This is a genomic window from Mucilaginibacter puniceus (genome assembly GCF_054783175.1).
The window spans coordinates 1413964-1427550 of sequence record NZ_BAAGRB010000001.1; the positions used below are offsets into that span (position 1 = coordinate 1413964).

Consider the following 13587-nt stretch of genomic DNA (forward strand, 5'->3'; position numbering starts at 1 on the left):
AATTTGAACTTTACTCATTATAAACAGCAAGACTTAATGGACTGCGGCCCCACCTGTCTTCGGATGGTGACAAAATACTATGGCCGCAATGTTTCTATTCAAAAGCTCAGGTTATTATGTCATATTAATAAGGGTGGGGTTAATTTGTTAGCCATAAGTGAAGCTGCCGAAAAGTTAGGAATGCGTACTACCGGAGTGAAACTTATCCTCTCGCAATTAAAACAGGCTGAGTTGCCCTGTATATTACACTGGCGGCAAAACCATTTTGTAGTATTGTATAAAATAAAAAGCGGAAAATACTTTATAGCCGATCCGGCTGAGGGATTAGTAAAATTGGATGAAAAAACTTTCACAAAAAACTGGTATAGCCATAAGGAGTTGCATGATGGGGTATCCTTGCTGCTAAGCCCATCGCCTTTGTTTTATGAACAGGAGGATGAGAAAAAGAGTAAAGTATCGTGGCTTTCTATTATAAGGTATTTTTATGCCTATAAAAAATTATTTGCTCAGTTAGTGATCGGTATGGGGGTGGCTACCTTATTATCATTAATAACACCTTTTTTGACACAAGCAATAGTTGATATTGGTGTAAATACACGTAACCTAAGCTTTGTTTATCTTATTTTGATAGCACAAGTGATGCTTTTTATAGGTAGTACAAGTGTTAGCTTTATACGCTCGTGGATAATGCTGCATATAAGCACGCGTGTTAACCTTTCCATTCTTACTGATTTTTTAATGAAGCTAATGAAGCTGCCGGTAAGTTATTTTGAAACCAAAACCACTGGCGATATTATGCAGCGCATGAGCGATCAGCAACGTATTGAAAGCTTTTTAACCGGCACTACGCTTAATACCTTATTCTCTATTATTAATCTAGTGATATTTACCTTTGTATTGGTTTATTACAATGCTACTATTTTTTTGGTATCGTTAGTCAGTACCATCATATACGCAGGGTGGATAGCCTTGTTTCTAAAACGTCGCAGAGAGCTTAACTACAAACAATTCAGTAATTCGTCCAGCAATCAAAGTAATGTGGTTGAATTGGTTAACGGTATGCAGGAAATAAAATTGAACAACTGTGAGCAACAAAAACGCTGGAGTTGGGAACGGATACAAGCCACCTTGTTTAAATTTAAAATAGAAAATCTGGCATTAACACAATACCAACAAGGCGGATCTACTTTTATTAACCAGGCAAAAAACATCCTAATCACTTTTTTAAGTGTTAAAGCCGTTATTGACGGAGAAATAACACTGGGAGGCATGATGGCTATTCAATACATTGTAGGGCAGGTAAGCAGCCCTATAGAACAAATGTTGACGTTTGTACAGAGTTATCAGGATGCAAAGATCAGTCTTGAGCGTTTAAACGAGGTGCACGAACTAGAAGATGAGGAACCTGTTGACAAGGATTGGATACATGAGTTACCAACAAGCAAGACTATTGCTATTAACGATCTTACCTTTACTTATCCCGGAGCAGGTAATGAACCGGTGTTAGAGAAAATAAATCTTACAATACCACAAGGTAAAACTACAGCGATTGTGGGCATGAGTGGCAGCGGAAAAACTACCATATTAAAATTATTGCTCCGCTTTTATAAACCGGAAAAAGGTGAGATAAAAATAGGCGAAACCAGCTTATCCAACATAAGTTTCAAAGCCTGGCGGAGTGCATGCGGCACAGTTATGCAGGATGGGTTTATTTTTTCGGACACCATAGAAAACAACATTGCGGTAGGCGAAGAGGTTCCTGACCCGGAAAAATTGAAGCGGGCTATCAAGGTAGCTAATATTAATGATTTTATAGATGAATTGCCTTTTGGATTGAAAACAAAAATTGGGTCGGCAGGTAGTGGCATTAGCCAAGGTCAAAAGCAAAGGCTCTTTATTGCAAGAGCAGTTTATAAAAATCCTGATTATTTGTTTTTTGATGAAGCAACTAATTCGCTTGACGCAAATAATGAGCGAATTATAATGGATAATTTGAATGAATTTTTTACCGGTCGTACAGTTGTTGTAGTAGCCCACCGCTTAAGTACTGTAAGTAACGCTGATAATATAATTATGTTAGATAAGGGCAAAATTATTGAACAAGGTACCCATCAAGAGCTTACAATATTAAAAGGCGAATATTATAAGTTAGTGAAAAACCAGTTAGAGTTAGGCTTATAATAAAACTATAAAAAGAAAACATGCACGAACCTAATGAGATAAATGATTTAAGAAAATTGCTGGTAGATAGTTTGGCCATATCTCCTAATGGCATTGCAGTAATTAATAAACACATTGAACCAGAGAAGCACACAGAGGATATTCAGGAAATTATTACTAAAGTACCATCATGGATAGTAAGATGGGGAATTACACTGTTGTTTAGCATTATTTTGATCATAGTGGCTATTTCGGTCTTAGTTCCTTATCCGGAAATATACAAATCTCCATTGAAATTGCAGTCTTTGGGTAATACAATTTCAATTGTAGCCGATGCGCCTGGTCATATCACAAATGTTTTTATAAAAAGAAACATGGTTGTAAAGCAAGGACAGCCCCTGATCGAGGTACAAAAAGACATTGACCAAAAATCATATATTATACAGGCTACAGGTGATGGACGGGTCGGGTTTTCGGCAATTGTAAAAGAGCGCAGTATTGTCGCGAAAAACCAAGAGATGTTTAAAATACATCCACTTAATGAGCAGTTTTATGGAGTATTATACATACCTAAAAATACTATTAGCAAAATAAAAGTGGGGCAAGAGGTGCTAGTTAAATTAACCAGCGCCTCTACTGCGGGTAATGCAATGAAAGGGAAAGTTGATTTCGTATCGGATGAACCCGTTAACAATCTTTTTTTAGTTAAAGTTGAATTTATTAATCCCAAGATCGCCGGAGGTTTTGAGATCAAAAGCTGGAATGAATTTGAAGCTGAAATAATTACTAAAAAATCAAATGTGTTTTTTAAAATATTCGGTAGTATTACGGAAGATTTACTATCAAGCAAGTTTAATCAATAGTAATTATTTTTTCCTCGCTAAACTCAATAAATGTACTTTTTCGCATATCTTTTAAACCATATATTAATTTTTCATTGGTTTAAATTATATGAATAGTTAAAATATGTTAAATATTTTCTCGTCTCCAAAGCTTAATGATAAATTAGTTTAACAATACCACAAACGCTAAACCTATTACATAAAGCTCAAATGAAAGCGATTTATCTAAGCCTTTTTGTTTCGATTATGTCATTTCAGCTTCTTGCTCAAGCCCCTGCACCTCAAGCGAAACCGGCCAACCAGCCACCCCCAGCATTGGAGTTTAGGGATGTAAACGGGATAGTAAAAGATGAAAATGATGATCCCGTACCTAATGCTACGGTACACCTTAAATCGCCGCTCNTCGTCACCGTCACGGATCAGATTTATTATGTTATCACTTTAGATTTGTGATGACTTTTTAATGTTGTTAAATCGAAAATCGCTTTCGATTTTTTGCCCCGTTTGATTTGGGATTGCAAAGGTATGAACCTTTTTTACTTATGCAAAATATATTTCAAAATAATTTTTGCTGGTATTTCAATGTGTTTTTCAGAACAAATCCCGCTACCTTATTTGCGGGCTGCAAAGGTATGCACAGTTTTGGTTAATACAAATCATTCTTATGTTTTATATCATATATAAATATAACCTACTGCAAATCAGCTTAAAAAAATCAAATAATTTTTAAGACCAATAAGCGTTAGTAGTCCGTCGGGTTAATAGCATATATAGGCTATATTGCACAGTATAGCTGCAAAAGTTAAAAGATGTTAAATACTCTTACTATATATAATAACCCGCCTTTGTGGTTATATATTAGCTGATAAATAAATAATTGACCTATTTTTATATTATTCTTATCTTTGCAAAATGTTTAAAAAACACCTGTCGTTATTTTTGGGGTTATTTGTTGTTTTGGTAATGGCCGTAAGCAGCTGTAAAAGCAGCTTCGAAAAGCTAAAAGAAAGCAATGACAATAATAAAAAGTACACCGAAGCTATTAAACTATATAACAAAAAGGAATATAGCAAGGCTTTGGAATTGTTTAATGACATTGCCCCTAAATACCATGGCCAATCAAGCGCTACCGAGCTTTTTTATTACCAAGCCATGGCCAATTATAAATTGAAGGATTATATATCTGCGGGATATTTATTTAAACAGTTTGCCGATACATTCCCTTCAGATCCTAAAGCTGAAGAGTGTCGTTTTTTAACTGCTTACTGTTATTACCTGGACGCGCCGGAATATTCGCTTGACCAGGAAAATACTGAAAGAGCTATTGAGCGTATGCAGTTATTTATCAACTTTCACCCAAAAAGCGAACGGGTGGCTGAGGCTAATAGGCTGATACAGGACATGCATGAAAGGCTGGAAGAAAAATCATTTGCCAATTCAAAACTATATTTAAATACGGGTAATTACCAGGCTGCAGTTATTTCATTTAATAATACACTGCGCGATTATCCGGACACAAAATATGCCGAAGAAATTGAGTATTTAATTATAAAATCGCAGTATGAATACGCTAAGCGTAGTTTAGAAACTAAACAAGTGGAGCGTTACGAACAGGCTATAACCTATGCGAACCAGTTTACTGAAAAATATCCCCAAAGCAAATATTTAAGTCAGGTTGCTGACCTTAAAAAAGATAGTGAGCAAGGTATTGAAAAAACAAAGCTTATATTGGCTGAGGCTGAGGCCCAAATGAACGCTATAAAAAACGAAACAAAAAAAGATTCTATACAGGTAAAACCATCCTCAAAGTGAGACAAAAAAATAATAAATAAAAAAATTGATATGAGTAACAACGTTAACAATAACACAAAACCCGCTGTAGCTAACAGTACAGTAACCCGCGATTTGCGTGAGTTGGATGTAGAAACAGGCAATATTTACGAATCGCTGGTAATTATGTCAAAAAGGGCAAACCAGATATCTAATAATATTAAGGAAGAATTACATCAAAAACTTTCAGAATTTGCTTCGGTTAATGATAACCTTGAAGAGGTTTTTGAAAACCGCGAGCAAATTGAAATATCAAAATATTACGAAAAACTACCAAAACCATCATTGGTAGCTGTTCAGGAATTTTTAGATGGTAAAGTTTACTATCGCAATCCTACTAAAGAAGCGTAGTAGCCCCCCAGTCCCCTAAAGGGGGTGTAATGGTCTATTAAAATATAACTCCCTTCGGGGAGTTTTTTTATCTGCTGTTTTTTATAATTTTATCTAATATTATTCCCCCTAAAGGGGGTTAGGGGGCTTTATGCTTGAGAGTAAAAACATTGTTTTGGGGATATGCGGAAGCATTGCAGCTTATAAATCGGCTTCACTGGTACGGCTATTGGTTAAAGCCGGGGCCAATGTGCAAGTAGTGATGACACCCGACGCAATCAACTTTATTACTCCCTTAACCCTATCTACCCTTTCAAAAAACCCGGTATATCATCAATACTTTGAACCCGAAACCGGCGAGTGGAATAATCATGTGGAGTTAGCCCTATGGGCCGATATTTTATTGATAGCCCCAACAAGTGCCAACACGTTAGCCAAAATGGCTACGGGTTTGGTTGATAATTTACTAACCGCTGTTTACCTATCGGCCAAATGCCCGGTTTATTTTGCCCCGGCTATGGATCTGGATATGTGGAAACATACCACCACTATACAAAATGTTAAGCAGTTACAATCGTTCGGAAATATATTGATACCACCGGGTAATGGCGACCTGGCCAGCGGTTTACAAGGCGAGGGCCGCATGGCCGAGCCGGAAGATATTATCGCCTTCCTGGCAGCAGATATTAAAAAGAAGTTGCCCTTAGTTAACCTAAAGGCATTAGTAACTGCAGGCCCTACTTATGAGGCCATTGACCCGGTGAGGTTTATAGGCAATCATTCGTCAGGTAAAATGGGGTTTGCCATTGCGGATGAGTTGGCAGCTATGGGTGCCGATGTTACCTTGATTGCAGGGCCATCGGCACAAAAAAGCAAACAGCGCAGCGTTAAACGCATTGATGTAACATCGGCTGCAGAGATGCTGGACCAATGCCAACAGCATTTTACAACGGCAAACATTTGTGTAATGAGTGCCGCCGTAGCTGATTATACCCCGGTTAACATCGCGCAGCAAAAAATAAAAAAACAGGATGCCGGTTTTAATATCGACCTTAAAAAAACAACCGATATTTTAAAAACACTGGGCGAGTTGAAACGTGCCGACCAGTTATTGATAGGCTTTGCGCTGGAAACCAACGACGAAGAGCAGAACGCTATTGATAAACTAAAAAAGAAGAACCTTGATTTTATTGTACTCAACTCGTTAAACGATGAGGGTGCCGGTTTTAAAGGCGATACCAATAAAATAACCATAATTGACCGCTACCTGCAAAAAACCGGTTTTGATTTAAAAACTAAAAATGAGGTTGCTAAAGATATTTGCCTGAAAATTGCCGAACTTGTAAAACAATAATGAGAGCCGTTTATATTTATATCCTATTGTTTTGCCTGGCATTTACCGCGCAGGCGCAGGATCTGAATGCACGGGTGACGATATTATCGCCGCGTATACAAAGCACCAATAAGCGCATTTTTAAAACCCTGGAAACGGCCATGCGCGATTTTTTGAACGGGCGCAAATGGATATCGGACCCCATATTGCCACAGGAGCGGATTGATTGCAACTTTGTATTAAACGTTACCGCCTGGGATGGCGGCAGCAGCTTTAGCGGCGAGTTGCAGGTACAATCATCGCGCCCGGTGTTTAATGCCAGTTATACAACCACCTTATTAAGTATTAACGATAAAGATTTTGACTTTACGTATAACGAAGGGCAAACCATTGATTTTAGCGACCAAAACTTTCAATCTAACTTAGCATCGGTAATGGCATTTTATGCTTATATCATAATTGGTGCCGATTATGATAGCTTTTCCAGGTACGGTGGTACGCCCTATTATTTAGCCGCACAAAGTGTGGTTACCAACGCACAATCTTCATCATACAGGGGGTGGAAAGCATTTGACAGCAACACTAACCGCTACTGGATATCGGAAAATTTGAACAACCGCATATATGCCCCACTGCGCGTATTTAGTTATGAATATCACCGTAACGGTTTGGATGTGATGGCTGATAATGCCGCCAAAGGCCGCAAAGCTATAGCTACCGCCTTACCCCAACTTACCCAAATTGACCGCCAACGGCTGGGTGCTGCGTTCCCGCTAATATTTTTTGCAGCTAAGGATGATGAACTGGTTTCTATTTTCAGCGGGGCTGATATACAAACCCGCCTGGAAGCCATGAACACCCTGTTAAGAGCCGACCCGGCTAATGGCATGAAATACCAAACCTTACAAAAAGCAAACTAAAACTACACCTAAGGCTTGAAATATAATTTGGATTTTAAAAACTAATTTATTAGTTTTGATTGTGCGGCCACCCTTGCAATGTGCAATAAACCAGGTTATGAAAAAATCCATCTTGCTTTTATTAGCTGCATTGGCTTTTATACAAGTTAATGCCCAAAAACTACCTAAAATTCAAGAGGTAAGTTTGCGTGCACCCACTAATGCCAAGGCAGATGGCAAGCCTACCGAGTGGAAACAAATGCAGGCCTACAATTCCACAGGCGAAATATATTACACCATAGCCAATGATGATAAAAAACTTTACCTAATATTTCAAAGTAAAAATGAAAACATGCTGGCCAAACTGGTTAATGGTGGTATTACTTTTTTAGTACAGCGGTCGGGCAAAAAAAGTGATATTGGTGCTGTAGGCGCTAAGTTTCCGTACATGACGGAGAAAAGCCAAATGGTTGGGTTTGGATGGAACCCGGACGAGGGAGGAAACGACAAGAACGTATTTGCTAAGGCTATAAGTAAAAGAATGGCCGAAAAAATTAAATGGATATATACCAAGGGTTTGTTAGGAAAAGATGGGCCAATACCTATATATAATGATGAGGGCATAATGGCTGGTGCCGCGTTAGATAGTAAAGCTGTTTACACCTGCGAGTTGACTTTTGATCTGAATATTTTAGGCTTATCAACCACCAGCCCGGCTAAATTTGCCTATCACGTTATTATTAATGGCCCGCCTAATAAATACGGCAGCCCATTTGAGCCGGAAAAATGGCACGCTGCAGGACAAGTAAGCGATGCCGTATTTCAAAGGGTGTTGCAAGACATGCAAAGAAGTAACGATGCCGGTGCAGGTACAACTGATTTTTGGGGAGAGTATACTTTAGCTAAATAACCATGAACAGATTATTCTTGACTTATTTGTGCTGTATTATAAGCCCTGGCTTATTTGCCCAAAAGTTGCCTAATGTACAAACGGAAAGCCAATTACTGCCAACCACATTTAATATTGATGGAAAACTAAATGAATGGCAAAACAGGTTAAAAGCAAACAATAACGCTACGTCAATTGAATATGTTTTGGCAGATGACGCTGATAATTTATATCTGGCAACAAGGGCTACTGACCTTGCTACCATTAATAAAATTTTGGTTGGAGGTATAAAGTTTGGTATAAATACTGCCGGAAAGAAAGCAGTAATTGGTCCGTCTATAACATTCCCATTCACAACTTCAGCCTGGGATGGTACAAAAGCAAATTTTAAAATTTTAACTGATACCCCGCTCATAATTGCAGCTATTAAGCAACTTAAATTCATTAAAACAAATAATGTGATAGGTTTGCAAGATAGTGTGCTTGCCATCTACAATGATGTGGGAATACTTACCAGCATGCGTTATCACAATAACGCGCTTATTTATGAAATGTTGGTTCCGAAAAAACTTCTCGGGCTTGTGGGCGCCTCAAAAGCATTTGCTTATCAAGTTACATTAAATGGCTATAAACAATCTGATAAGTCAGGATCTTCTTCTCTTCCTACAATTCCGCCAGCCGGTAGATCAGCGTCTCATCCTATATATATTCTTACACAACTTGGTGTAACAACCGATTTTTGGGGCGAATACACTTTAGCTAAACAACCATGAGAAAGACATTATTAATTTTATTAGCCTCATTAGCTTTTCTTCAAACCAGTGCTCAAAAACTACCCAAAGTACAAACGGCATCTGTACGCGCGCCTGCCAATATTAAAATTGATGGTAAGGCTACCGAGTGGAATGACAAATTTCAGGCATATAATCCGGCAACAGAAATATTCTATACTATCTCTAACGATGATAAAAATTTGTATTTAATTACTTATGTCTATTCATCAGAAGTGCTTTTTTACAAGGTTATGACCGGCGGTATTAATTTTCAGATAGAAGGAAATGATCATGAACTTAGTTTTTGTTACCCGGCATTTAATGATCCTCCTCCTGAACTTTCACGTCACCGAGCTGCACTTTCAGGTAAGGAAGATCATCCGCTTATAGTAAAGGACAACAAATTGTTTGCAGATAACGCTAAAGTAATAGAAGTGATTGGGATAGATGGTATAACAGATTCTGTTCCTATATATAATGAATATGGTATTAGTGTTGCCGGCCGATTTGATGCCAGCCTTGGCTATATATATGAGTTAGCTATCCCATTAAAGTACTTAAGCACTTCAAATGTTATTCCACAGACCTTTAAATATAAAATTTCAGTCAAGGGAAAATATATGAAACCCTTGCCAAAAATTATCGGTATAACGCGTGCAGATGGATCAACAACCACTGCACAAGCAGACCTTGATGCTTTTACGAAAACAGTACAGGGATTAGAAACGAAAAGATATGCGGAAACCAACTTTACCGGTGAATACACTTTAGCTAAATAACGCCAACCCACCCTGTGTAAAAAGTTAAATTATGTCAAACGCTACGTCAACTACAAAAATAGTTGTATGTTAGTGTAACTAAACTAATTATCTTATCATGGCCCTTAAAAAAATCACTCTCTCAATAACTATAGTGTCGCTGTTTTTTATTGGCGCTTATGCGCAAAAACTACCGCAAGTACAGCAAACAAGTTTACGTGCACCTGCCGATATCAAGATAGACGGCAAGCCTAAAGAGTGGGGTGGCAGGTTCCAGGCATATAATAAAACAACGGGGGTTTACTACACCATAGCTAACGATGCCGAGAATCTGTACTTAGCTATATACTCCAACGAAAAAGATTATACCGACAAAATAATCAGGAACGGAATAACCATCAGCTTTAACGCGAACAAAAAATCGAAAGACGGGAGTGTGGTTATTAAATACCCTTTAAGCCAGGCGCAAACTATGGATGAAAGCAATAAGTATAGTGAAATGATTCATAAAAGCCGCACCGAAGATCCGTTACTGCTTAAAATGAATAAGGCTATTGTTACAAAAAATAAGCATCTTAAGGTATTTGGCTCCAAAATACTTACCGATACCTTATACTCTATATATGATGCCAAAGATATTTTGGTTGGATTAGATTGTCCGGCAGAGAATGAACTATATTACGAGATAGCCATACCACTAAAATATCTTGAATTTACTTCGGGAGCATTGCCCAAGACCAATTATAACGTACAGGTAAATGAAAGCTGGCTTGCCCATTTAAGGCCTGCAAGTTTTTGGGCAGAAGAAGCCCATAAAGTATATGGAGCAGATTTTTGGGGAGAATATACTTTAGCAAAATAGCTATAAGGATTATTTTTTTTACGAAAATTTCGTAGATTTACCAGTAAACAAGATATTCTTGTAATAAATGTGTTAAATGCTTTTTTAACTACAAAAATAGTTGCATGTTAGAGTAACCATAAAACCTAAACCTTATCACAACTCAAGCCATGAAAGGCATATATCTTACATTATCTGTTTTGCTTCTATCACTGCGGTTGGCAGCACAAGCACCGGCAAGTACAGTTCAGCCACCACCCGCTCTTGAGTTTAGGGATGTAAACGGGATAGTAAAAGATGAAAATGATGATCCCGTACCTAATGCTACGGTACACCTTAAATCGCCGCTCGACTCGATGTACACCAAAACCAATAACAACGGTGTATTTATATTTAAGCAGGTAAGGCGCGCAGGCTTTTATATAACAGTGAGCGCGAGGGGGCTAACTAATACCGTGCTGTTGCGTAATAATGACTTGTCAAAACAGTTGGTGCTTGACCCAATAGAACTTGAACCCAAAGCCACCGAGTTAAAAGAGGTGACCATAAACGGCAAACCTACTATAATTTATAAACAGGATACTACAGAATTTAAAGCCAGCGACTATAAAGTGCGCGAAGGCGATAGGCTGGATGAACTACTGAAAAAAATGGAAGGCTTTGATGTGGGCCGGGACGGAACTTTGTTGTACCAGGGGCAAAAGGTAGAGAAAGCGCGTTTAAACGGAAAAGACTTTTTAGGCGGCAGTGTAGCTACTGTTATACAAACCCTGCCTGCCGATATTATTGAAAAAGCCCAGGTAATTGATGATTATGGCGAACAGGCCGCAAGAACGGGTATAAAAGATACCGACCCTAAAAAATTACTAAATGTTACTACCAAGCCCGATAGGTCAATTGGCACCTTGTTTACACCAAGTGTACAGGCTGGTAATGATGAGCGGTATAATGCAAACGTAACTTTAACGCGTTTAAATGCCAACCGGCAGATTGCCTTAACCGGGCGGATTAACAATACCCAAACCGGTGTAGCCAGCGGCATTAATGGCGGTGGTGGTGCGGGTACTACATTTACGGCTACACCGGGTATTAGTTACAGCGACCAATGGACCAAATTAAAGCTTACCACAAGTTACAACTACTCGGTAAATGATAACAAATCGAGCAATAAAAGCTTTGGCGAAACCTACCTGGCCGGCCGGATACCCGGCGTGATAAATACCAGTTATTTTAATACCGAAACTACCGCTAAAAATTATACCGATAGCCATCGCGGAACAGCGCGTGTAAGTTATGAATTTGATAAAGCTAATTTTTTGCAGGTAGAGCCAACTTATAGTTACGGAACTACCAATACCAACAATACATCATATAGCGACCGTATAAACAATTTTGATACAGGTTTTGAGCACCTGGTATCAAATAATGTTAACGAAAGCAAATCCAACAATAAAAATGTTGGTGTTACCGCGCTTTATCAGCATTCTTTTTTAAAAAAACCACGGCGCAATTTTTCAGTACAGTTAACATATAACAATTCAAACAACGCCTCTAAGGGCCGCACACTAACTACTTATGGCTTTTTTGCAGACGAAACACAAAATAACCGCTTACGCCCCGACTCAGTAGCTGATCTGCAAAGACGGCGCACCAATATTACCAATACGCTAAATACCAGCGTAACTTATTTGGAGCCGCTTACTGCAAAATCACAATTAGAGTTTGTGGGCTCTATTAACCACTCGGCGTTTGACAATGTGGCGAAACAAGACACGGTAGATAACGGGCAACTCAAAGAACTTACCCGGCTGAGCAATATTTTTAACTACACCTATACCGAGTCGCGCCTGCGGTTTAATTATGCTTACAATGGCGATAAGATAAACCTATCTATAGGTGGTACAGCCATGCCTACCACAATTGCAGGTACACGGGTTAACAATAATAATAACCAAACTGTATCGTCATCCAGTAATAATTTTAGGGTGATGCCGGTATTGCGCTTTACCTATATATGGTCAACCACCGAAAGGTTGAGCCTAAGTTACAGCGGCAATAATACCATACCTAATTTTGACCAGATACAACCGTTTACAGATAGGTCCGACCCGCGACGTATTGTTACGGGCAACCCTAATTTAAAACCCGCGTTTACCAATAGCTTAAGCGCCAGCTATAATAATTATATAGCCAACTCCAAAATAACCATAAGTGTAACAGTTAACGCATCGCAAATTTTAAACCAGGTTGCTACCAACACTTTACAATACCCGGTATTAATTGCAACCGGCCCTGACAGGTACAGCACGGTTTTTGAAACCACCTATGTAAATCTTAACGGGACGCACACCGCCGGGGTAAACTATAATTTCGCCAAACAATTGGCCGACAGGCGTTACACACTTTCATTTAGCGGTAATGTAAATTATGGTTACAATGTGGCTATGGGCAACAATAACCAATACCATACTACTATATGGAACATTAACCAGCGTTTTAGCCCAAAGATAAACCCTAATGAAAGTATCGAGATCAATCCTTACATAGCTTACGATATACAACGTAGCTTTACATCAACTGTGGGGTCTAATTCTACTTTACGTCAAACGTTATCGTTAGCTGTTGATGGCCGGTTTTATTTGGGTGCGTGGCGGCTAAATTACAGCGGATCAAAAAATTATGTTACAGGCTTAGGTTCACTTAACAGCAACCCATTGGTTATAAACGCAGGGGTTGAAAGGCAATTACACAAGAATAATAATTTTTGGCTCACCTTTAATGTTTATGACATTTTGAAGCAAAACAACTTTGTATCACAAACCATAACACCGCAGGGGGTAACCAATACGCTATCAAACGTGCTTAGCCGTTATTTTATGGTGGGCCTTAGGGCCACCTTCCAAAAATGGGGCGGAAGGCCGCAACGCAACGG

The 13587-nt window shown here is 38.7% G+C and carries 11 protein-coding genes; all 11 read left to right on the top strand.

Features of this window, described 5'->3' with window-relative positions; translation table 11 throughout:
• Window positions 1-3: 3 nt before the first annotated feature.
• Window positions 4-2181 carry a peptidase domain-containing ABC transporter gene (locus ACYVJ6_RS06805; protein WP_460693277.1) on the top strand — a complete coding sequence of 726 codons (2178 nt, stop codon included), beginning with the start codon at window positions 4-6 and terminating at the stop codon, window positions 2179-2181.
• A gap of 20 nt (window positions 2182-2201) precedes the next feature.
• Window positions 2202-3023 (top strand): HlyD family efflux transporter periplasmic adaptor subunit, encoded by an 822-nt coding sequence (locus ACYVJ6_RS06810; RefSeq protein WP_460693278.1) that lies wholly within the window; start codon window positions 2202-2204, stop codon window positions 3021-3023.
• 891 nt (window positions 3024-3914) lie between these two features.
• On the top strand, window positions 3915-4814 hold the full coding sequence (locus tag ACYVJ6_RS06815; protein WP_460693279.1) for an outer membrane protein assembly factor BamD: 900 nt from the start codon (window positions 3915-3917) through the stop codon (window positions 4812-4814).
• 30 nt (window positions 4815-4844) lie between these two features.
• The gene (locus ACYVJ6_RS06820; RefSeq protein ID WP_460693280.1) at window positions 4845-5183 is read left to right on the top strand and encodes a DNA-directed RNA polymerase subunit omega; all 339 of its coding nucleotides are present in this window, start codon (window positions 4845-4847) and stop codon (window positions 5181-5183) included.
• Window positions 5184-5313: 130 nt separating this feature from the next.
• Window positions 5314-6516 (top strand): bifunctional phosphopantothenoylcysteine decarboxylase/phosphopantothenate--cysteine ligase CoaBC, encoded by a 1203-nt coding sequence (gene coaBC, locus ACYVJ6_RS06825; RefSeq protein ID WP_460693281.1) that lies wholly within the window; start codon window positions 5314-5316, stop codon window positions 6514-6516.
• The gene (porD, locus tag ACYVJ6_RS06830; RefSeq protein ID WP_460693282.1) at window positions 6516-7415 is read left to right on the top strand and encodes a type IX secretion system protein PorD; all 900 of its coding nucleotides are present in this window, start codon (window positions 6516-6518) and stop codon (window positions 7413-7415) included. The genes coaBC and porD overlap by 1 nt, the downstream gene beginning before the upstream one ends.
• A 97-nt stretch (window positions 7416-7512) precedes the next feature.
• Complete coding sequence (locus tag ACYVJ6_RS06835) at window positions 7513-8304, top strand: hypothetical protein (protein WP_460693283.1); 792 nt, start codon at window positions 7513-7515, stop codon at window positions 8302-8304.
• A gap of 2 nt (window positions 8305-8306) precedes the next feature.
• A complete protein-coding gene (locus ACYVJ6_RS06840; protein ID WP_460693284.1) occupies window positions 8307-9056 on the top strand; it encodes a hypothetical protein in 750 nt (249 codons plus the stop codon).
• A complete protein-coding gene (locus tag ACYVJ6_RS06845; RefSeq protein WP_460693285.1) occupies window positions 9053-9835 on the top strand; it encodes a hypothetical protein in 783 nt (260 codons plus the stop codon). The genes ACYVJ6_RS06840 and ACYVJ6_RS06845 overlap by 4 nt, the downstream gene beginning before the upstream one ends.
• A 97-nt stretch (window positions 9836-9932) precedes the next feature.
• Entirely contained in the window at window positions 9933-10676 is a 744-nt protein-coding gene (locus ACYVJ6_RS06850; protein ID WP_460693286.1) for a hypothetical protein, read from the top strand.
• Between the two features lie 149 nt (window positions 10677-10825).
• Window positions 10826-13587: TonB-dependent receptor (locus tag ACYVJ6_RS06855; protein WP_460693287.1), on the top strand; the 2762-nt coding region annotated here is incomplete at its 3' end.